At 34.0% G+C, this 25,206-nt stretch carries 11 protein-coding genes; all 11 read right to left on the bottom strand.

Features of this window, described 5'->3' with window-relative positions; translation table 11 throughout:
- Positions 1-4: 4 nt before the first annotated feature.
- Positions 5-1,849 carry a RagB/SusD family nutrient uptake outer membrane protein gene (locus tag CHB67_RS14645; protein ID WP_089382543.1) on the bottom strand — a complete coding sequence of 615 codons (1,845 nt, stop codon included), beginning with the start codon at positions 1,847-1,849 and terminating at the stop codon, positions 5-7.
- 10 nt (positions 1,850-1,859) lie between these two features.
- Entirely contained in the window at positions 1,860-5,024 is a 3,165-nt protein-coding gene (locus CHB67_RS14640; RefSeq protein WP_176461289.1) for a SusC/RagA family TonB-linked outer membrane protein, read from the bottom strand.
- 925 nt (positions 5,025-5,949) lie between these two features.
- Positions 5,950-7,599 (bottom strand): GH39 family glycosyl hydrolase, encoded by a 1,650-nt coding sequence (locus CHB67_RS14635; RefSeq protein WP_089382541.1) that lies wholly within the window; start codon positions 7,597-7,599, stop codon positions 5,950-5,952.
- Between the two features lie 10 nt (positions 7,600-7,609).
- A complete protein-coding gene (locus tag CHB67_RS14630) occupies positions 7,610-9,040 on the bottom strand; it encodes a BNR repeat-containing protein (protein ID WP_089382540.1) in 1,431 nt (476 codons plus the stop codon).
- A gap of 48 nt (positions 9,041-9,088) precedes the next feature.
- A complete protein-coding gene (locus CHB67_RS14625) occupies positions 9,089-11,944 on the bottom strand; it encodes an alpha-L-rhamnosidase (protein WP_089382539.1) in 2,856 nt (951 codons plus the stop codon).
- 250 nt (positions 11,945-12,194) lie between these two features.
- On the bottom strand, positions 12,195-13,247 hold the full coding sequence (gene rhaT / locus CHB67_RS14620) for an L-rhamnose/proton symporter RhaT (protein ID WP_089382538.1): 1,053 nt from the start codon (positions 13,245-13,247) through the stop codon (positions 12,195-12,197).
- 638 nt (positions 13,248-13,885) lie between these two features.
- Positions 13,886-15,310 (bottom strand): sulfatase family protein, encoded by a 1,425-nt coding sequence (locus tag CHB67_RS14615; RefSeq protein ID WP_089382537.1) that lies wholly within the window; start codon positions 15,308-15,310, stop codon positions 13,886-13,888.
- Positions 15,311-15,336: 26 nt separating this feature from the next.
- Positions 15,337-18,597, bottom strand: a complete 3,261-nt coding sequence (locus CHB67_RS14610; protein WP_245813560.1) for a glycosyl hydrolase — start codon at positions 18,595-18,597, stop codon at positions 15,337-15,339.
- Positions 18,598-18,850: 253 nt separating this feature from the next.
- A complete protein-coding gene (locus tag CHB67_RS14605) occupies positions 18,851-21,226 on the bottom strand; it encodes an alpha-L-rhamnosidase-related protein (protein WP_089382535.1) in 2,376 nt (791 codons plus the stop codon).
- A 15-nt stretch (positions 21,227-21,241) separates the two neighbouring features.
- Positions 21,242-23,500 carry a glycoside hydrolase family 78 protein gene (locus tag CHB67_RS14600; RefSeq protein ID WP_176461288.1) on the bottom strand — a complete coding sequence of 753 codons (2,259 nt, stop codon included), beginning with the start codon at positions 23,498-23,500 and terminating at the stop codon, positions 21,242-21,244.
- 282 nt (positions 23,501-23,782) lie between these two features.
- Complete coding sequence (locus CHB67_RS14595) at positions 23,783-25,192, bottom strand: L-fucose/L-arabinose isomerase family protein (protein ID WP_089382533.1); 1,410 nt, start codon at positions 25,190-25,192, stop codon at positions 23,783-23,785.
- Between the last annotated feature and the right edge of the window lie 14 nt (positions 25,193-25,206).

The raw sequence follows: 25,206 nt of genomic DNA, 5'->3' as shown, positions 1-25,206 counted from the left end.
AAAACTACCATCCTGGATTTTGAGGAAAACCTTCATAAAACTGTGTTTGCTTAGCCTCAAATGGCAACCAATAGTGCTTAGGATATTCACAAACTCTTTCTATAAGAACTTCTTCTGTGAATGAAGAATGATCTTTAGGATACGCTAATTTTGTTTTAAACCTATATTTATCTAAATGTGCTATTCCCCAACGACGAATATCCATCCATCTATGAGCTTCAAAACATAACTCTGCACTTCTTTCTATTCTTAATTGATCCATAAATTTATTGTTATCAGATACAATAGATGAATGAACATTTGGAATACCAGCTCTATTACGTATTTTATTAATGGCACCCTCAGCAGTTAACCCGTAAGAAGCAGGTATTGAACTTGGTCCTTTAGCAGCTAGTAATGCTTCAGCATACATTAAATATACATCTGTAAGTCTCATAGTTAAACGCACACCCATATATCTATTAATAATTCTATTCCATTTACTATGAAACTCACCATTAATTACAGGGTAAAATTTCTTTTGCATATAGCCTGATTTAGAACCTCCATTACCTTTTTCATGTACACCACCTATATAAAGCTGTGCTGTTCTATGTTGAACAGGAACTGATCCTTTTGTTCCAAGAACATCTCTATCAGCCACAATAAATTTATAAAATCTTGGATCACGATTTTCAAATGGTTTTGTAGGGTCATAAGTTGGTGTACCATACGCTCCACTTAAATCATCTTCAATAGATAACCCGTTAGCCATTCCAAAATTATTATTGATAAAATTATGAGTTGGTGAAAAAAGCGCTGACCCATTTACTCCATGAATAGCTTTCTCCATACCTGCAGTCATAAAGGCTTGAGCTCTTGCTCTATTTCCTCCAGGTGCTGAAAAAATAAACTCAGTACCTCCTGGCCACATATTAGCGTTTGGCGTTTTCCAAAATACTTCTTCATACTCATTCCAATTAGCTAATCCATATACTCCTTGGTCATCTAATTTTAGAACTTCTGCAAAAGCATCAACTGCCATATCAGCTAATTCAGTATCGTACTCATAAGTATTTATACTAGATTGATTGTTAAAATGCATTAACGGGCTGGCAGCAAAAAGCAAGTTTTTACCTTGAAAAGCATAAGCTACACCTTTCGTAAGTCTACCTCCATTTTGACTTAAAGTTTTTTCGCCATAAGGTTGATCATCCCAATTCAAAGGCAATAATTGAGCAGCCATTCTGTAATCTTCATCTGCTCTTAAAGCACATTCTTTATATGTATCAGGGCGTGGTAAGTCAAATTCACCAACAAGTACGGTATCTATGTAAGGAAAGCGTCCCCAGAATTTCATAATCTCATTATGAAAATAAGCTCTAAAGAAATAGGCTTGTCCTAAAATAACATCTTTTTCTGCTTGAGATAAATTCACCATTAAATCAACACTCTCAATCACAATATTAGCTTTACGAATACCAAACATACCAGCATCCCAAACACGTGGTCTGAATCTTGCATTAGTATTATTGGTATCAGGCCCTCTAACATACGCACCTCCTAAATAACTGTATTTATGATTTACCCAAAACCCTAAGTTTCCTCTATCAATAGCACCACTTGCTTGCCATCCATTTTTAGTCCACGCATCATCTCCAAACATATAATCTTGAAAAGTGTGACTGGCAGTACCGTAATCAACTACCATCGCATACATTTCTTCAACAAATCCCTGTGCGTTATCAAAGCTTGAAAAAACATCCGCTTGTTCTAACTCTGATTCTGGGGCTATATCTAAGTAGTCCTCGCACGAAAACGACAACATAAGCCCTATAAATAATAATATTTTTATTGTATAATTTTTCATCAAATTCTTTTTAAAAATTCATATTAAAACCGAAGTTAAACCTTTTCAAGGTTGGGTAATCTCCCCTAAAACTAGAATCTGAGGTAATACTACCGTTAAATTCTCTATCATCAGGTAAGTCTGTCCATAAAATCAAATTGCTACCATTGGCAAAAAATTGAAGTTTGCTAATCCCTATCTTCTCACACACTTTTTTAGAAATATCATAAGATAATGATACATTCTTAAGTCTGGTTAATGACGTATCATATCTATTCTGTAACGGACTGGTAGCTCCTTGATCTAAACTCCAGGCTGGTTGTGTACGTGTACTATTTGGATTGTCTACAGTCCAGTAATTTAAATCCTGTTCAAAAATTAGATCTGTTTGATTGCTAAATGCTCTGTCTCCGAAATTTCTGATACTATTTTGAGTTCCATAAAATTGTACTGAAACATTAAAACCTTCGTAACGAGCACCAACAGTAGCACTCCATGTTCTTTGAGGGCGTACTGTATAGCCATAAGGAACATTATCAAAAGAACTATTATATTGTCCATCACCATCATAATCAATTAAATCATAATAACCTGTACGTGTAGATGCTTGTCCTGCCACTTTTGGTGTAGACATATAAATATCATCCCAGTTAGTCAACATTCCTGCAGGAATACCTGATCTTGGTTGACCAATTGCGTAGCCCGCAGCCTGTTGATAAAAAGGACGTAATGCAGGATCTTCTCTCTCTATTACCTTGTCTTTTGCTTGTGTAAAGTTGCAATTACCATAAACATTTAATCCACTTCCAAAGGTATGATTTACATTCACTACAACTTCATAACCTCTCACCTCTACTTCTCCTTTATTAAAATCAGGAGGCGCAATTCCAAACCAATCAGGTACTGCTCGTTGTGAACCAACTATAAGTATATTACCACGATCTTCTGCAAAGTAATCTAACTCAGCGGTAATCAAATTATTAAACACCCCTATTTCAGCACCAATGTTATACTTAACAGCTGTTTCCCACTGAAGATCTGAATTACCTACTTTTTTCTCTTTATAGAATATGTATGGTGATCTTCCTCCTTGATACGCACTTGGCACCAAAAATGCTGATCCTCCACTTGACCATTGACTCAAATAATTATATCTACCTGGAACACGATCATCTCCCACAAGTCCATAAGAACCTCTGAATTTAAGTTTGTTTAACCATTCCGTACTTTCCATAAAAGATTCGTTTGATACAGTCCAACCTGCAGCTGCTGAAGGAAACAGATCAAAACGATAACCAGGTCCAAATCTCTCAGAACCATTATACGCACCATTAATATCTAAAAAATATCTTGAATCGTAGTTGTAAGTTACTCTACCAACCCAGTCTTCACTATAATATGGAAATTCACTTCCTCTAGCATACTCTTCACGTCTCATTAATGCTAATGCTGTTACATTATGTTTATCAGCAAAAGATCTATTATAATTTAATGCAAAATCATAAACCATTCTACGTACTCTACGCTGACTAGCACTACCATCATTGCCATCAAATATTTCTGAAGCATTTACAGTCCATGGGAATAACGTAAAATCAAAGTCATTAACACCATTAGGTGATAGAAAAATTTCATTATCACCATCATACACTCTGTAAATCACATTTTCAAAACCATCAGCTCCATTATCAGTAAGAGATTGTTTACTTGTCATGTTGTTATCTAGTGAAAACGATGTTTTAAAAGACAAGCCCTTTGTGATAAAGTCTAATTTTTGTTTCAGTACAAAATCTGTGTTTACCTGAAAATTAGTAAAAGTGTCATACCCTGTATTGGTTAAACTCACAATTGGATTTGTTATTCCAAAGGTATCATCCTTGTATTGCCCATATAAACCATCAGGATATACTGGAGTATACAAGTTAGGCGCAATTTCATAAATACCGTTTACTACCGTATTTAAATTACTAGGTGACTCACGAATTCCCATGTACCCAGATAAATTTACTGAAAGTTCAGTAGTACTTGTAATATTAAAATCAATGTTAGTACGGTAATTAAATCTATCATACTTATATTCTCCTAAATACCCTTTTCCACTATCATATTTTTTCCCATCAAAAATATCACTTACTGATTGATACGCTAAACTACCAAAATACTTAGCAGTTTTACCTCCACCACGAACAGATAGATTAATTCTATAATCTTGAGCAAAGTCTTTCAAAGTTTCATCCTCCCAATCAATGTTAGGATATTGGTAACGCTCTTCATCTGTTAGAGGGTTGATATATTTATCAAGAATACCCATTGGGCGAAAATCGTTCCAAGCACGAGGTTCGTTCGCTAATTCTCTTAGAATAGAACTATTAGATTCTAATATAGCGTCATAAGAGTTTAGTTTACTTGGAAGCTTTGAAACCATTTTAATAGTTGAATTAGCTGCCAAGGATAGTTGTGCTTTACCTGTTTGACCTCTTTTTGTTGTAATCAAAATTACACCATTCGCCCCTTTAACACCAAAAACGGCTGTTGCAGAAGCATCTTTAAGTACAGAAAGTCTTTCAATATCATTCATATCAATATCACTCATAGACCTTTCAACACCATCAACAAGAATAAGCGGTTGATTAGTTCCGTTCCATGAACTTTGGCCACGAATAAAAATTTGCATATCAGATTGACCAGGGATACCACTACCTTGAATAGCTGTAACACCTGGTAAATTACCTTGTAATGCTTCTTCTACATTAGACACCCCAGCTGCTCTTTCCATTAAATCCTCACCTTTAATTTGAGAAATAGCCCCTACAACACTTTCTTTTTTCTGAGTACCATAACCAACAAGTACTATTTCGTCTAAGCTTTCTACATCACCTTCTAAAGTTACATTAACGGTTGTTTTACCATCAACTGCAATTTCTACTGTTTTAAAACCTAAGTAAGAAAACACTAGCGTTTTTTCACCTGAAGTTAATTCCACAGAATAATTTCCGTCAAAATCTGTTGACGCTCCTCTACTGGTACCTTTTTGCACCACGGTTACACCAGGTAATGACATACCATCAACATCTTTCACAACACCAGAAACTCTGTTTTGAGCCTCTAAATTAATTGCCGTGAAACTTGAAAACACTATTACCAGCAGTAACGCTAACCCGGAAACAGGAAATTGTTTTTTTAATTTTTGTTTCATATTTAGTTTTAAGTTTAACATATAATTAGTTTTAATTAATCACATTAGTTTGAATTTATTATAATTATTACTCTTTAATTCAGCTAAGTTAAATCACAATAATATGTTAACAATATTATAATAAATGTTAAAAGCCTGCATCCTGTACTATGCTGTAAAACTTAATTTAAAACCTATTTTGTATTATAATTCAGAATAAAAAACACATACAAACAACTAATAAAGAACATATTAACTAAAAATATCAAGTACAAAATGATTACCCAACTTGTTATATGAATTTAGTTCTTTAGAAATTATTTTTTTATGAAATATCAAATCACAAAATAAATGGCTCTAATACTGTAAACCTACCAAGTTGACATATTATTTGACAACAAAGTACCAACATACAATATTTCATTTCAAGCACATAAAAAACCACTACATATGTTACAAAAACATAAAACTAAAATATTTTGTTCTATCTATGATTTTACCTTGTTTTTCATCTATTAAATTACAACAAAACAACTATCTACAAAAAAAAAAGGAAGAAAAAGATGATGCGAAATATCAACCATTGAAATATTGACCATTATTGTGCTATTTCATTTATGATTTACTTTGGTTAGGTTATAACTAATTTCATAGCTTATTCTTTTCAACAAAAAAATCAAACCCGTATTTAGTTATAAAATATAAATTAATTTTAAATTTTCTAGTGAATTCATAGACCAAACTTAGGTTCCTAAATCTAACAAAAGTGCATTTTACCAAAGATTCTTTCGACACTCTCAAAGCTAGTTATCACAAAACTTACTTAAAACTTTTGTTTTTATTCTTTCTTTTTCAAAAAAAATGGATCAAAATAATTACCTAATTAGTAACTATTTTGATCCACAACAACAGTAAATTACAGAAAATACTGAAGGTACTTTATTATTTACTGCGGAATTAACTCTATTAATTTAACACTATGAGGTGCTAAATCTACTTTTAAAGTAATATTACCATCTTTGGTTTCAATTATTGAACCTTTAACGGTTTGAGGTAATTTTGCTAACTCTTCATATTTAGATTTATTGGCATCAAAAACAGTTTTCCATCCATCTTCAAAATAATCATCAGGTCTATTCCCATAAATACGAGCACTACTCGTTGTTTTGTTTGCAACTCCTGCAGCTATTACATCTTTATACAATTCGTGCATAAAAACACCGTTATTTTCATCTACAGTCCATTCATTCATTTTCCATTTACTTGAAGCAGCTATAAGACCTCCTTCAATTCTTGGATACACAACTTTACTTCCTGTACTATTTCTTGTGGTATTGTGATTGTAAACTAATAAGTAAACCTTAGCGTTTTTCACAACAGGTATTACACCTAAATATCCATTAAAATTATCAACCGCTTGTAGTCTATTACCATCTTCCATTTTTAGAAACATGGAGGTAACATTTCTTCTACCAGTAGCTAAACCATCCGTAGATTCTTGACCCCAATCATAAATTTCAGTTATATCATATTCATAAGCCATTTCTGCAATAGCAGCATACCAACTTGCGCCAAACTCGGTTGCATCACTCAAACTCAACCCTCTTTTTTTATTTTCATCTCTTAAAATTCCAAACTCCTGAATATCAAAAGGAATATCACTAAATTGAGAATAACTGTTTAATTTTGCCCTATAAGGTTCAACTGTTTCTTGAAATTTGACATCATTTTGATCTATTTTTTCATAATAAGAAAGACAGAAAAAATTCATTCTTGTCCCTATTTCTCCTGTTGCATAATTTGTACCAGTAGCACAATGGTCAATAATTTCTGTTCGCCAAGTTGCTACTCCTTCTGTAAGCAAGTTTCCTGGTCCAACAATAGCATCAGGAATCACTTTTAAAACTTCATCTACAGTAATATCATAATGTTTAAAATATTCGTCTTTTGTTCCTCTCCAATGGCTAGGTGTATAATTTGGTTCGGTAGCAATTCTAAAGCGCCAATTTTTAACTTCGTTCATACCAAACTCATTAATAAGTGTTTGTAGAAATGCATTAATGTATTGTCTCCAAATACCATAATCAACAGGAGGTTTTGAGTTTCCGTAGGTATCAACTATTTTTTCTCCACTCATATCCCAAGGCACATTATCTAATACAATTCTAGGTTTAAAACCCGTTTGCATAAAGCCACGCATACTAGAAATTAAACCGCTAAAATCTGTAATAATTTTACCTGAGGCATCTACACCTTTGTAAAAATTATTTTTATCATCAGTTCTACCTCCCAGTACTCTTACCAAATTATAGCTTTTTACATAAGGTTTTATATGATCTAAACTATTTGTAAAGTTAGCACTCTCAAATCGCGTTTGGTTAATCATTGGTCGTGTTGACCAGAAATTATACATTTGCCCAACTACAGAACCGGTATTAATAGATATAATTTTATTAGGATCTATAATTTCTGGAGTTTCTGGAACTTCTACAATAGGTTCATCAATGATTTCTTCAGGAGTATCATCTGAACAAGATAAAAACACTAAAAAAACAGCCAATAAAATTATTACTTTACTTAAACTTATTTTACTCATATTAATATAATTAATTATTATTAAAATTGATTGATAAATCTACAACTCGTAATGCACTTGGTTTTCTAAGCGCACTAGGTTCTTCTTGAAGCATTACTGATAAAACACCTTCGTTTTTCCAACGATAAATATCGGCCAACATATCATTCATAAACGGACCTTTTACCGAATGTGCTATATGCCAATCTTTCCAATTGTTTTTTGCGGTTGCAACAGCTATAATTAAGTCTTCACCATCATCATTACCGCTTCTTCCTTTTATTTTTGTATTAGTTGTTCCACAGTAAATTAGAATGAGGTTGTCATTTTTATCAGTAAAAATTTTAGGACGATTGCCAACTGCCATAGGTAATTGCAAACTGTTCCATTTACCACTTTTATCTCTCCAGTAATGAAAATACCGTTGTGCTGCTTTTGGCCCCCAACGGGTTGCCCCTAATTTACTACCTACCGCTTCAATTGTTTCTTTTGTACAATGAAACATTACCACATGTACACGCCCTTCTGAATCTATAACTTGCCCGTGATCGTTCATTAAACCCAATACTCTGGGAATGGATTGTACCACAATTCCTGGTGAGTTAACGTTTATAATTTCAGTTAACAAATCTCCATCATTATTTTTCCATGTAAATCCACGATCATCACTATAAACATACATTAAATCGTGGTTAGCTCCTTGACTATTTTCTCTCCAAACAAAGGTTTCATGTAGTCTTCCGTTTGCATCATAATCGTAACCATTAGGGTAAGAGCAACGTGTTTCACTTTTACCTAATTGGTCTTCAAACATTCCTATAGCCGAATCAATTTGTCGTGTATTATCCCATTTCCCTGTGGAAGCATTGTAATCAACCAACATACGGTCACCATTACCAGAACCTCTCACACGGTAATTCATTTGAAGATTCCCTTCTGGAGTTTGCCAAAATTTAGGATACGTAATTCTAATTGGTTTATTTTCTTCTAATTCATCTATAATTGGACCAAAAGAAGCAGCACTCCACTCCATAGTTTCAGGATTGGTTGCCAAGCCTTTTTTTGAAACCCGATAATGCAACGGATGTACATGATGATCAAATGCTAAGTGAATAGTTCCATCATTAGGACAAATACCAAATGAAACAATATTATGCGAATCGTCACTTTTAAAATCGTAATCTAAAAATTGAATGGTTTTCCAATCGCCAGAAGGCAATTTTCTTCTAGAAATACAAACTCGTCTATCGCTGTTATAATAAGCTATGTATTGATAACCATTGTAGGAAGCAAGCGCATCTTTTTGATACGTTCGTCCATTAATAGCATTTCCAAACTTTCCATCAATAGTTAGCGCTTTAGAATCTACTGTTGAAATGCTTTTTTGAACAATTTCAACTTGCGCATTTAAAGGCACAACTAATAATATAAAAAGAAAAAACAAATACCATTTATTTTTCATTATTTAATTTTTTCTGAGATTAAATGAATCTTCAAATAATTATATTTTTTATTTTAAATACTCCAAATGATAAGTTCCTGAACCTATTATCACTGCTGATTTATCAATTACTTTTATTGAATTCTCTTTTTGATAAGTTTCAAAATGTGTACCATTTATTTTTAATGAAGCTAATTCAGTTGGAGTTAACATAACTTTAGCTTTTGTATTAAAAGGCACTTCTAAATTCATTGAAAAGTTTTCTCCTTTTATCTCCCAACTATTATGAATAGTTCCATACGGTGTAGGCACATCCACTGCTGTTTCAGTCATGTTTTTAGGGAATATTGGTTGTACCGTAAATTCTTTATAACCTGCTCCTTCATAAGTTGATTTAATTCCTCCTAAAGATTCATAAAAATAAGCTGCAAAACCACTATGCATTGGATGGTTTAGTGAATTTGTTGGACCTTCCATCGTTTCCCATTCAAATTGACGTTCTGGCCAAGTTGTAAAACCATTATTCATTACATACGTTTGACTTGGGAAATCTGGTGTTGTTAAAATTTGATACGCCAAATCTTCCTTACCATAGTTGGTTAATACGGTATAAATGTATCTATTTCCATGAATTCCTGTTGAATGGTGTCCTCCTTTTACTTCATTAATATCATATACCAAACCATCTACAACACTATTTATTTCTGTTTCAGGAACCATTCCAAACTGTAAAGCCTGTACAGTTGCTGTTTGACTTCCGTACCATTTGTAATTGGTTTTTGGAATATTTACTAGAAAAGTTTTATTAAACGCTTCTTTCAACTCCTTTTTTTCTTTATTCATTTGTGCTTCATAAGCAGCATCATTAATTATTTTAGCAAAGTTTTCCATAATACCTAAAACGTCATAAAAATAGGCGTTTGCTGAAATAATTGGATCACACTCCATAGCACTTGGGTTTGCTCTTCTATCCCAACGTGGTGGGCACCAATCTCCCATTCCATCTTGAATAATCCCATCTTTATCCTTATACGATAGATAGAATTGGGTTAATTCTTTCATATCTTCATAATAATCTTTTACAATCGCATCATCTCCATAATACAAATAATTGTACCAAGGCAAATACATAGTTGCTACACCCCAATCTAACTTTGCATAGGTTGAAGTACGCTTACCTGGAGCTATCATAGTTGGTACTTGAAATTTAATTTCAGGATTGTTATGTCCTTTAGTTGGTCGCATTTGCGTACGAATATCTTCCATATATTTTTTATAGAAATCGTACATATCATAATTATACAATGCATATTCACAAAATGCATGTGCATCACCTAACCAACCACATTTTTCACGGTGTGGGCAATCTTCAGGAATACCGTGAACATTATCTACAATGGTCCATTTGCTAATACTGTGCATTTTATTTAACAACGCATCTGAAGATGTAAAGCTTCCGTTTTCTTGAATATCAGTAGCAACTAAAACAGCTTTAATCATATCACTGTCTGGTTTTCTTGAAATCCCTTTTATTTTTGCATATCTAAACCCGTGATAACTAAATTTTGGTTCCCAAGTTTCTTTATCACTTCCTTTACATATATATTTATAAATTTGAGCCATTCCATTGGCACCGCCACCTGTAGAACCCTGAAAAATATCTTTTTCATTTCTTAACAAAGCTTCTGTAGTTGTAATTTCTATAAGTTGTCCTTCTTTTTCTTGGACATTAATTTTTACCCAACCAGCTATATTTTGTCCAAAATCTACAATCCAATCTCCGTTTGGCGCTTTAAAAACGTTTTGTGGTTCAAATTCTTTTAGTTTTTTTATTGCAGGAATTTGTTGTGCACTAATTTTAGTTACTTTAGGTGAAATTACCTTTGCAACTCCCCACTTAGCATCATCATAATTTACCGTATTCCAACCATTCAATTCAAAACGAGCATCATAGGTATCACCTCCATAAATATTATTAAAAACAATAGGACCTGTAGACTCTTTCCAAGAATCATTCGTGTAAAAATCTTCTTGACTACCATCAGTATACGTCAGTTTAATTAACAATCTAACTGCAGGAGCGCCGTAAGACATATCTCTATCCGATTCTGGATCTCGTTTCCAAGAAATATCTTGTCCATAAAACCCATTACCTAAAACAATACCAATAGCATTTTCACCTTTTTTTAATGCTTCTGAAATGTTATAATCTACATAATAAGCTTGCTTATCGTAGTTTGAAGGTGCAGGATCTAATACATGGTCTCCTACTTTTTCTCCATTCAAATACAATTCATAATAACCTAATCCACAAACATAAGCTTGTGCACTTTGTATTTCTTTTTCTGTTTGAATTACTTTTCTGAAATAAGAAGCTGCTTGCCCTTCAACCATAAATGGCTCCTTCATTTTACCAGTTTTATAGGCTCTAAAACGATGTTCTGAAGTTCTTGTATCTTTATTTAAACTAATCCATTTTGCTGCACCCCAATTTGTTTCATTCATCAATCCCATTTGGAAATCTTGAACTGAAGACCAATTAGAAGCTTGCTCATTTTCATCCCAAATCTTCACCTTCCAATAATACTTTTGAACTGGTTTTAACTTTTGACCTTCATATGCTACATACGTAGATTTTGAACTAAGTATTTTTCCTGAATCCCATAAATCGGCATCATTAGTATTTAATTTATCTATACTTGAAGCTACTAAAATATGGTAAGCAGATTGTGATTTATTAAAACCTTCGGAATTTATAATCCACGTAAACAATGGATGCTCACTTTCTACAACAGTAGGATTGTTTTTTGAATTACATTCAAGAGATTGAAATCCTAAATCAGTTGCTATTGACTCTTTTTCATCACAAGAAGCAGTTAATAAAACAATTGATAAAAGCGCTATAAAAAATTTTCTTTTGGTCATTTTAAATATTAAATTTTAGTAAAAATCAAAGTTAACTTTAGTTTACATTTTAATTGTCCTGTACTATACTGTTAAATATATTTTTTTTATGTAATAATAAGCTGTAAACAAAATATCTACAATAAACATTATCCACAAAAAAAGATGTTAAATTTTACAGAGAACTCTCTATAAAACTTAACATCTTCACGAGGAATTTAATCCTTTAATAATTTTATTTTATAAGCAGGTTTTTACTGCTTTTAACTTCCTAAATAGAGTTTCCTATTCCAACTAATACAACCGACAATAAAATTACAGCAATACCTGCAGTAATTGTCCATTTTGTTTTAGCAGCAACACCTTTCCATTCTTTACGGTATATACCCCAAAGATTTGCAGTTAAAATAATAGTTGACATATGTAAAATCCAAGAACTAGCACCGTTTCCTAATTTACTTTCACCCATTCCGTAGAAAAAGAATTGTAAAAACCAGATGAATCCTGCTAACGCTGAAAACATAATATTCTTAGCAATTGGTGTATCTAAATTTGTAAAATCTTTATATGATTTATTTTTTAAACTTAAAATAGTTGTCCAAATTAGGTTAGTTGCAAGTCCACCCCATAAAATTACCACAAAAGTTACATTATTTGAGTATAAGTGATCATAACCTGCTTCAACTGCAGCATCTGCCAAAGGTTTTCCTGCTTCAATACCAAAATTGAAAAATGAACTCAAAATACCTGAAAGAATTGCCACTATTAATCCTTTTACCAAATTAAACTCAGCAACACTTTTTTTCTTGTCTTCGTCTGATAATTCGCGTTCTTTCATAATACCAGCTTTACCTGAAAGCGCAATACCTATTAAACAGACGATTACACCTAAAAACACAATTTGACCTCCAGTAGAGGTTAACATATCTGTAAAGGAAGTTTTACCTTCGGTTGGAATAATGTTATAATATATAGAAGGAACTAATGCTCCAAAAGCGGCACAAAATCCTAAAACAACTGAGTTTCCTAAAGACATTCCTAAATAACGTACTCCAAGTCCATACGACAATCCTCCTACACCCCATAACAGTCCCATTAATAATGTGAAATAGAAAACTGTATCAGAACTTTCAGAAATTATTTGAGCAAAACCTGGTATTGTTAAATAAGCTGCAACTGGAGGAGCTATTAACCAAGACATAACGCCACCAACCATCCAATAACTTTCCCATGCCCAACCTTTTACTTTATTATAAGGCATGTAAAAACTACCTGAGGCCACACCTCCTAATGAATGAAATAAAACACCTAATATTGCTTGCATAAAATTAATTTTTTAATGTTTTTAATTACTTTTTTAAATATTTTATAAATTTAAATCATGAAAACAGTTCTATTATCCTGCTCTGTCATGCTTATTTAAAAAATAATACAATTAACTCCTTTAATAACCTCAACAATACTATAATTAATGATGGCTAAATTGAAGTTTCGAAAGATAAAAATTTTGTATCATAGTACAACTACTTACAAATTTTAATCACTTTTAAGTTTGTATCGTTTTTTTATTTTATTGAAAACCCGTTTTCAATAAAATAAATACTTTACATATAGATAAATTGTGGTAGTTATTTCACATCACCAATATTTAGTATCTAAGGCCAAATGTGCCAAAGCACTCTCAGGAACATCTTTAAGATCAAACGTTTTACGAAAAGCAACCCAAGTATTTGCAGGTCCTGCTTGGTCTTGCCACATCCATTGTGCATTTCCCCAATTTGGAGTTTGAGCTTAACTTAAAGATGTTGTTTAGGTTAAAAATAGAACCAAAGACGACTAAGTTTTATTCGATTTCGGTATTCATTTAATTATTTTAAATTATGTTTTTAGCTAATTTTACAACTTTAGTTCCAATTCAATAATTACATTTACAGATCTAGTTTTACCTTAATATTTCTAAATCTAGTTCATAGCTTGTTTTATGCTATCATTACTGTCCCAATTGTACCCCCATTGTTTCATATATTCTTCACCTGGTAAAAATTCATCCCCATTCTTATCTAATATTGCTAGCAGCTTAACTTCCAAATCTGCTTGTATTGTGCTAAACTCTGGCTGATCTACAACATTATTCATTTGATAAGGATCCTTCAAATTATCATACAATAACCAAGGACCATTAAGGTCGTGTACATACGTATATTTTTCGGTTCTTACCCCTCTATATTCTCTTCCTCCACGTTTGTATTTCCATTGATGAAAAGGAACTGGACAAGTTATAAGAGCTGCGTCTACATCCAATACTTCAGTACCCAATAATTGTCCTGTATAATCTATGCCTTGTACCGTTTCAGGAATAGGTAAATTAGACATTCCTAATAATGTTGGCATAATATCAGGAAATGAAAACATTTTAGTCATTTGTGTACCCGCTTTTAATTTGGCAGGATATTTTAACATGAAAGGAATGTGAATAGACTCTTCCCAAGGCTTTTGTTTTTTTACTTGTGAATGAGAATAGAGCATGTCTCCATGGTCTGAAGTGAAAACAAAAATTGTATTTTCATCTAAGCCTAGCTTTTTAATTTCTTGTTGCAATTCAGCAATACAATCATCGAGTGCTGATATGTGAGCATAATAACCTCTGATATCTTCTTTTGCTTTTTCGGTTTTATCTTCAGGCACATTAGGTCGCAATTGAATATCCATATCTTTATACAAGTCCTGATACTTTTTAGGTGCAGTATTATAAGGCGCATGCGGAGGGCCATACGACACAAATAATACAAACGGATTCTCTTTATTATCCTGCATGTATTTTACAGCATCTTTTGTTTGGGCAATAGCATCATAGCCTTCCCATTTATGCTTCACGTCATTTTCGTCGTAATAAATGGAATTATTGTAATTATGGGTGCATTCGTGTACTTTCCAATAATCAAAACCTTGACGACGATTGACAGTTACAGGCAGTTGTCTTCCTGCGCTATTTTTCATTCCTTGGGGATGACCATTGATATGCCATTTGCCAATATAGCCCGTTTGATAACCATTTTCTTTATAGACTTCGGCAATACAAATCTCTTCTGATCTCAAAGGCTTATCATTGTAAAAAAGTCCGTGACTAAGCGGATATTTACCTGTCATTAATGAAGCTCGTGCTGGTGTACAAACAGGAATATTTGAGATGGCATTGGTAAATACCACTGCTTCTTTTGACAATGTATTAATTGCAGGCGTAATTACCTGTTTATTTCCTACAAAACCAAGGTCTTGTGCTCTCCATTGATCGGTTAAAACAAAAACAACATTAGGTTTTGCTATCTCTTTTTTTGATTGGCAGGATACCATAAGTAGTAAACCTGCGAGTAATAATAGTTTTTTCATTTTATATATGCTTAATTATTTAGTTCTTACTTTTTAACTGTTTCAATAACCAAAGGTCCTAATAAGCCTGAAGGTTGTATAGCGCTTTCTGATGTAATTTTATCGATAACTATCCACGTATATTTTTCATTCTCTGGTCGTTGTTTGTCTCTTATGAGTTGATTTCGCCATAAGTTTACCACTTCAACTTCTAGTATATTTTCTCCTTTTTTAATGGCATCCGTTATATTCAATCGATAAGGTGCCATCCACACACCACCAATATATTTTCCGTTTAGTTTCACTTTTGCCATTACCGAAACTTTCCCTAGATTAAGGAATAGATCTTGGTTTTTTGGAAGTTTATCTATTTTAAAAGTTGATGAATAAACTGCTGTTCCTGAATAGTACTTTAGTTGCTCATCTTCTGAATTTCTCCAATCGATTAATTTATCAAATACTACAGGATCTTTAGGTGCAATATCTTTGTTTATAAAATCTACTTTAAAAGGCGATTCAATAGCACTCACCTTTTCGTAAGCAGGAAAATTAGTAGCATAAGCAGGATTCACATTTATTTTATTGGTATCATTCGTAAATACTACAAACCAACTTTGAGCTGCTTCCATTGTTAATGGCACTTTGATACCTGTGGCTGTTATTTCATAGTTGGCTAAAGCTCTTATTTCGCCACTTACCGCATCCCACAATTGTGGTTTTAGCTTTTGATTCACTCTAAAAACTGGAGATAAATCAATGGTCTCATCACTTTGATTACTTATAAAATAGATTTCCATACCAGGCATCGTTCTGTGAATCCACAGTACTGGTAAATCAGCAGAAAGCTCCAAATCTTTTGACAGATTAATAGTCTCGAATACTTCTGACAATTGGAAACCATCCTTCACTTTTCCTGCGCCATATTGCACCGCCATTTTACCTTGATTGTATGTTCCATTCCACATCTTGTTAGCCAATGCTTTCACTTGCTCATCACAGGCTGGGAAATTCTGTAAACTTGGAGATTCTAATGGTTTTGGACCTAAAATAACACCTCCTTGTTGTACCAACGCTTCAATCTTCTTTAGTAATTCAGGACGCATCGTAGTAAATGGAGGTAACACCATTACTTTGTATGACATCCCATCAGGTAACACAAATCTGCCATCTTTAACAGATAAACGGCTCATAATCACTTCAGCATTGATATAATCGTAAGAATATCCTTCTGGAATTTCTGGGTTCCTACCACCCGTCATTATTGGCGCATCTTCACCAATAAAATAGCACACATCGGCAACATATTTACCTTGTTGCAACAAGTGCTGACAACGGCGTAGATAGTCGAAATACGTATCAGCCTGACTAAACCAAGTATTGTGTCGGTTGAACTCAGTACCAAACCAAGCGTTCATTCCAGGTTTACGATTATCGTCAGGTTGTTGGATATACAAATGCAAAACAAAATGATTGATCCCCTCTGTTAATGCCCAATCTCCACGTTTTTTAAGCATCGAAGGATGACGAAGGTAAGCTTTGCGCGATGAGGTAAAAGCCTCTGCTGAAGTAATAGGTTTACCGTAAGTGTGTGATGTAGAAGAAGAAGCTTTACATTCAATATTGCCGAGCGTACCTTCATTCCAAAACTCTCCAGATATTAAATCGGACTGTCCGCCATACATCATAAACTCACCCGGAAAACCCCAGTGACCATAATTTTCTAACCAAACTTTAAGGTTGTACTTATTACTTGCTTTTCGTAAGCCTCCCACATATTCGTAAGCTACATCATCAGCAATAGCACGGCGTAAATCCCATAGAAAACGTTCAGATAATTCAACACTACCCACAATTCTACCAGAAAGAACAGGCAAGAATGGTATAGGATCATAACCAAATTTTTCTTTGAATTTAATTTCATAACCATCGGTCCAATTTTGAGAACCTTGCTCGTAACTATCGGCCACAACATATTTAAAAGCCGACTTGCTTTCTTCAGGTATACGTTTTAGTAGTTCCCCCACAAAATTATCGAAATGATACTGCGCCAAGGCACTACTCATTTTATCAATCTCATAGCCAACACCCTGTGGTGCTGCTGGTGCATTTTTAGTACCCGTAGGCGTCATTCCCATACGCATAATGGTCCATTCACCTGCAGGCGCATCCCAGTTTAGCACACCATTTTTATCAAGCTTATTGCTAATATCAATCACCTCATTTGGATTTACACATAGGCTTTTATCTTTTAGCGCTTCTTGTTTACTAAATATGTAAGTATCCCAATTTGGTTTAGGTGTAGAATGCATCTTCCCCAATTGTTTCTCAATGTATTTATCCAATACAGGCGCTTCAGAAATAGTAATTTCAGCAAAACCATATCCGCCACCTTTAGTTCTAAAATTAGTACATTTTAATATAAACTTGTCAGTTATAACATCCGATAAAATGGTAGCAAAATCTCCTGTCTCAATTGAAGCTACATTGGGAGAAATTTTAAAACGATCAAAAAGGAATTCTTTTACTACTTTTTCTTCACCATTAACCACAGCCATTAAAGTCATATTACATTTAAAAGGCTTACTTGGTATAATGGCGATAGAACGTGCTGTTATTGCTTCAGAAAGTTCAAAACTAATTTCTAAAGATTCTCCCTTCTTTGGTTCAAAGCTCGTATCTGCTTCTTTATTGCCATCGTTTAAGACCGCCACGTCAACATCGTTCCAATTTGCTGTTATTTTAGTGGAAATAAACTGTGTACTTCTTTTTTCAATAGCTGAAGATTTGAATGCAAAAGTATGTGTATCTTGAAATTCATCCTTTGGTTTTTCTAGCTGTATGCTAAGTTTTTTACCTCCTAAAACTTTTGTTTCGCTATAAGTAAGGTAACGCATAGCTTTGGTATAATCTACCCAAGGACCACCACTTTGACTCCATCCCGGACAATTAAACACACCAATATCAACCCCAATACGCTTCCCTTCAACCACGGCATGTACCATATGCGACCACCAATCTTCACTTAGCATGGGTACTTTTCCATCTTCGTGAGCCGGATTTATATTTCCAATTAAAGCACCACCAATACCAGCTTTTTTCATGGCTTCCAAATCTTTGGTAATACCATCTTTAGAAATATCATCATTAATCCAATACCAATAACACCAAATAGTATTGGTATCAGCAGGTGTGGTAAAATTTGATGTTACCTGTTCAAAGTTTTCTTTGCTAATTTGGCTCCAGCTTCTACAGGAACCCATTAAAAAAAGCATTATAAAAACGCAACTTAGCTTTATTGGTAATTTCATTTCTTTATGTATTTCATATGTGTAAAATTTGATTTTTTAGCGGTCATATATGTTATCGCTTTTATTTATTGGTGTTTGCTTCACTGAGTCAATATTTTCATATGTGTTCAGCGAATTTCATTTGCTTGCGCAAACTTCTAGTTAATGGCGATTTCATATCAAAATAAGTTTTAAACACTTTACAATTAGTTTATTAGCATAAAAACCTTAAACACAAACTGAAGTATTTAGACTAAACCTTGATTATTTTTAGTTACTTATAATCTGCTTTAACTTTCCATGCACCAGCTTGAACCCTGAATTTCAAATATTTTAAATCTTCATTATCAAATTCAATTCCTTTTAGTTGTTTTTTCGATTTACCATTTTCCCATATACTTTTTCCATTTACGAACACTTTTTCAATTTTTTTACCTGTTTTAGGAATTCCGATAATGGCTACTGTATTCTCTGGAGAAACTAGATTCATTGCATATACAGACTCTTTAACTTCAATATCTATAACTATATTTCCTTTTACTGTTGGAATGGTTTTTTTTAAAGTGCTAAAATGAAGCAATGTTGGCATAATTTCATATTCACTCCAAGCCAATTTAGTAGGTGCTACACCGGCAATGTATTTTGATAAAATAGTATTAGGCGCATTCCACGCGTGGTTATAACTTCCGCCATTAGGAAACATCTCGTATAAAGTTGTCATTTCCTTCTTATCAACCTGACTTTGATACTGATCTTTCATACGTTCCAACGATTCCTTTGATCTTCCTGCCATACACATGGCCTCTTCAGCAATCCATTCAAAATGCGGACTTGAAAAGCGATTTGGAATTAATACATTGTCTACAATTTGATTGTAATATTCTGGCTTTGCAATACCCGAAACTATGGCGATAGCATTGGCTCTATCATCCTTTAAACTTTCAGGATTGGTACTGTAAAAACCATTTTTCCAATAAGCTTTATCAAAGGCTGGTTTCATTGTTTCCATTCTATTTGAATACCATTTTATATCATCCTTTTTACCTAAAACTTCTGCCATTTTTTTGGCTTCATTTAAGGCTAAATAATAGAAAGCAGCTTGAATAGGCTCGCTATCGATGGTATTTTTCACTCCCCAATCTACCCAATCCCAAGAGTCTGGACTTTTCCCTTTACGGTATTCAGGCAATCCGTTTTCTTGCATTGGAAATAGCGCTAAATAACCATACATATATGGATACACTTTTTCCAAGGTTTCTTTATCTCCTGTATTTAAATAATAAGGCCAAACGCACTGTGCAATAAACTGCAAACTTTGTGCAACCAGTTCACGAACTCTAAGTGGTCCTAATGCGCCAATAACACCATTTTCGTTAAACGACATAGTTTGTAAAATGGCTTTTTTTAACAATTGACGACCAGCATTGTCCATAGAATAAAAGATATATCCCGTTTGATCGGCTACATCACCAATCCACAAAGCACGTTCTCTATCAGGACAATCCATAAAATTATCACGAGCACAAACAAATAAAGTATTGTTACCCATCGACCACAAACGACTGTAAAATGGGTCGCTCACTTCAAATTCACCAACCATTTCACCAACAGTCATCCAACGATATTTTAAAGCTTTTACCTTAACACCTTTTGGAATTGTATAGCGCACTTCGTGACCGTTCATCCACGAAAAGCTCTCGAAAGATTGCGTTCCTTCTTTGGTAATATAAGTAGCGTTGATTCTATTCAATCGGTTATCTGTAGTGATAAAAATAGTGTCACCCGCTTTGGCTTCAATTTCTAAATAAGGGGTAATTTGTTTGTTAAAAGGAAGTTTACAAATAATAGTTTTACCTTCACTAATATATGGTAATTTTAAATCTGCAACATTGGTATAATCTTCCAATCCGTGATTGATTAAATGAGGAACAATATTAGGTTCTAAATTATACCAAGGTGCTGTTCCGGCTATACCTTTTTCTATTGCTGAAGGCCATGTAGCATCAGAAAAATCTGCAGTGTACCACGCCTTATCAGACCAATCGTTCATGGCGTTTTGCGCATCATATTTTACACTGAACTGAACTGTGGCTTTACTAGCAGGCTCAATGGTATTGTCATATCCTGGATGTTGTATCGCTTTCCATGAAGCATCTGAAACCACTTTCTGATCACCAATGTTTGCTGAAAACAAAAGACCACCTTTTTTACTGTCGATATGAGTTCCTTTGTGCGTTTCGCGTCCCCAGTACCATACCAAAATTGCAATGGTATTTTCACCTTTTTTTAAATAAGGTTGAATATTTACTGTTTCGAACCAAGAATTAGCAGGCGTTATTTTATTTTTTCTATCCCATTCACCTGCTTGACTTGGACCTCTTGACAAGCCTCCTTCAAATAGTACCATTTCGCCATTAATCCACAACCAAAATTTACTATCTACAGAAACCAGCGCTTCTACCTGTTTGGGTACTTCATTTAATGTTACTGTTTTTCTAAAGCTCATCCACGTATTGGATGGCCCATCTTCTTGCTGCCATATCCATTGTGCACCTTGCCAGTTTGGAGTTTGAGCAAAACTGAATGATGTTAATAGCACTAAGCTAAAAATCAAACTAACTTTTATTATTCCTCTAATTTTGTAATTCATATTATTTTTTTAATATTATTCTTTGAAAATTTTAAGGTTATCAAAAAGATTATTATTGTAAGAACTTCCTAACAACACATATCCATTGCCTATTTTATGGGTTACTTCGGTTAGTAATTCGCCATCTACAAATACCTTAATCTCTTCTTCTTTAAAACTAAGTTTTAGATGGTGCCAAATGTTTCCATCAAAATTTTGAATACTTCCTTCAGCCAAGGTTGTTTTATCGAAAACCAGTTTCCAGTTTCCATTTTTTTCAAGCATCAAACGATGCCCTTTTAAATAACTTCCTTGCACTCTTCCTCCTAATTCAACATTACCTCCATCAATAAAAACATCTACACTACAAGTAAAATTTTTCCAATTGATATCACCCACCAAGGTATTCGGTTTTATATTTGAACGCCTGTAAATACGCATCCAGTCGTAACCTTGTTCTGGGTTTATTTGTTTCAAATAATTTGTTCCATCTTCTTTTTTGGCAATTTCAAAACTCCCTGTTTGGTCTGAATGATATTTAGGTAAATCTCCTGCTTTTCTATCTTCATAATCTTCACTATAAGGAAAAGGAAAAGCTGTTTCATTAGGAATTTCATAATGTCCTTTTTGCTGACCTGTAGTTGTGGTCAATGAATAAATACATTTAGGATCAAGATTTATTACAAACTTTCCTTTTTTAGGGAGAATACTTTCTTGCTGAACAAACTGATTATTTTCATCAGATTTCCAAACTGAAACCAATTTATCCGACAAACCTTCTTCAATCTTAACCTCTAGGATCTCAGTCTCCTCTGTACAAATAATCATACTCCAATTATCGCTGTTTTCTTCTTTTAAAGTAACACAACTTCCTTTGTAAGTTGCGGCATCAAACAAGCCACAAGCTTTATCCAAATAGTTCCATTTATTCGGTTCTGCAAATTGTGTGGTATGCGCCGTTGCCCAAATAGTAGGCCATACTTCGTAATATCCACTCCAAGGACTGTTAGCCTTCATAGCACCTGCCTTATCCCAAGTGACCGATTTGTATATTGAGCCAATAGGGGCCCAAATGAGGGTTTTGGTAATTTTATCTCGAATGTAAAACTTGTTGTATAAACGTGCTAGATTGAGCGCTCCTGCTCCACCCCAATCTTTGCCTGTCCAGCTCCAATCTTCACTAGCCCAAAGTGGTTTGCCTGATGCTTTTGCCTTTTGAGTTGTAGGACGACCTCTGCCATCTACCATATCTTCTGTAAATTCACGACCGGATATATAGTGATATCCTAATGCTTCTACCACCTTATCAAATTCAGGGTCATTCTCAAACGCTTCAAAAATTTGCCAATCGCCACTGTTATCATCTGGTCCTTGAATTTTCACTTTTTTGTACCCACGGGCATCCAATAGTGGGCGCACTTCATTCACCAACCAATCGCGGTCGGTATAGTTTTCGTTTTCGGCTGCAGCTACCCAATCAATATCCAAATTCCAATCGCGTTTTGCCACATCTAAAAATGAAACGAAATATTCAGCTGATTCTTTGGTGTAAATATTCGGTTTCAAATAGCCTGGAAAACTCCATGGCAAGTATTCCAAAATCAAATCTTTATTTCGGTTTTTAGCTTCTCGCATGAGCCAAAATTCGTACCCTCTAGACACTGGATTTTTTAATTCTTCTCTAGAAATCGCATGCGAGGGTTCAGAGCCACAAGTAGAATTTTCTCCACCACCCATTTCTACTTTTAGATGCTGAAAACCAGCCCCAAACTTGGGTTTAAATAATATATCTAAAATTTGACTTTGGTAAGGATCTTTATAATCGTACAGTAAATCGGTAGAAGCTCCAGCACTAACACCTCCAATACCTTCAAAAACTCGACCTTTATCTTTTGGATTTAAAGTTATTTTTACAACCCCATTTTTTTGTTCAAAAACAGGTGGCTCAAACGCATTTTCAGGGTTTTTAATATCGCCCATTACAAACCAAGAAGGTTCGCTATGTACCACACCACGATTATTTCCCCAAGCAGTCACCTTCCAATATACCTTTTGCCCTGATTTTAGGGGTTCCCCCAAATATTTATACGGACCTGTATTTGAATTACTTGTTGGCCCTGTATCCCAAATATCAGGATACTTTAATTTCTCAATACTTGTGGCCATCATAATTCGAAAACCTCCTTGTTCTGGACTTGTTTTATCACCAACAAAAGTCCAACTAAAACTTGGATGCGTTTTGGTAATTCCTACAGGATTTGTTTGTCCTTCGCACTTTAAGTTTTTAATTTCCATACCCTGTACCATTGTACTGAGGCTTATTAGAAAAAAAATAAAAAATCTCATTTAAATAAAACTTTAATTAATTGTATAATACTTATATCCAATTTGGGTTTTGAGTAAAAAAGGCATAAGAATGATGTTTCAAATATTCATTTACCATTTTATAATTGATAAATTTAAATTTTACCCGTATTAGTTTTATCCTGTACTATCTTGGCTATTTAACTAAAGTAATTAGTTAAACTATAGCTACTAATTACTTTTAAAGAAAATAATTAGATTAACCATTTTTTACTAACAAATCTTAACCACTTTTAAGTTTAATAGTTTGCCTAGCTTTTCTATTTTATTGGCAATATGCCCAACACCAATAGCACAATGATGTGCTGGTCCTTGCTTAGACCATTCATTCATAAATGCTCTAGCGCCTATTGAAAAGCGATAACGACTGTTTGTATTTCCTATTTGTAAAGTTGGTCCTTCAACCGACGCTCCTTCAGCAACCAATAAAAATACCTCATCTTTACCTTCAACAACAGACAATAAGGTTACAGGTCCGTGTTTTACAGTCATTTGAATAGACAACCCTTTACCTGGTTTTCCGTGATATACAGGAAGCGGTACTAACTGAACTTTTCCTTCGGCAATGGCGAAATGAGCAGGTCCATCATGACCCAACATTACAATATCATCGTTAAAATCCATGGCGTAAAATTCAGAGAAAGAACCACCAATACCAAAAGCATCCATAATTTTCATGGCTTGTGCATTTTTTACTTCATACTCACCAGCAACAGGTACATTTTTTCCAGTTAACAACGTATTTCCTGCAATAACAGAGGTTACAATGTTTTCATATTCATTTCCAGATTCACCTTCGTAATAATAAGCTAAAGAACCAAGGTTATGAGTTTCTATCAATTTATCAAGCGCTACAGATGTTTTTGCTGCGCGAATCAATTCTGCTTCCTCACATTCAGCAACAACTTCAAATGTGTTGTAAAATTCTTGAATTTTCTCTGTTATCTCTATTTCAGTAACTTCATCTCTATATTTTTTTACTTCGCACATTTCAACAACTTCTATGTGTGTACCAAATGCTGCCGATTGTTTTGTTAAATCGGAATACACATCTAACATTCCGCAGTAATAATGTCCTAAAACTCCCAATCTATTGTTATTCATTACTGAAGCTACATGAGCTGCATCAATCCAATCTTGAATTTCATCCCAAACAGCCTGTTCACCTAAATAGCCTGTTACAAATTCGTAATCCAAACCTGACCGATTAAAAACATTTGCAATTTCAGGAGCTGAACAAGCCTGGCAATGCGCCAACCATTCCCCTGTCATTAATCCACGATCGCCCATTTTATTGAAATTTTCATAATCAATAGCTGCAACTGGTTGAATATTTAGTATAACGATTGGGCATTTTAGCTTTTGAACCACAGGCAACACTGTGGACGACAAAGCATACGTTGAAACATACAAAAACACAATATCAACATCATTTTTCTTTAAGTTATCAGCTGCTTCTCTTGCTTTTACAGGCGAATCAATCAAACCTACATTTACAACCTCCGCACCAAATTCGTTCATTTTGTCAGCTATCTGATTTTGATAACCTTCTAAACGTTGTAACAATCCCTCAAACTGAGGCCAATAAGTATCTAAACCGATACCAAATAATCCTACTTTCATTGTTATATTTTTTT

The organism is Lutibacter agarilyticus (assembly GCF_900188235.1).
Lineage (GTDB): Bacteria > Bacteroidota > Bacteroidia > Flavobacteriales > Flavobacteriaceae > Lutibacter > Lutibacter agarilyticus.
The sequence above is the reverse complement of the archived record's forward strand: the minus strand, read 5'-3'. Positions and strand labels throughout refer to the sequence as shown.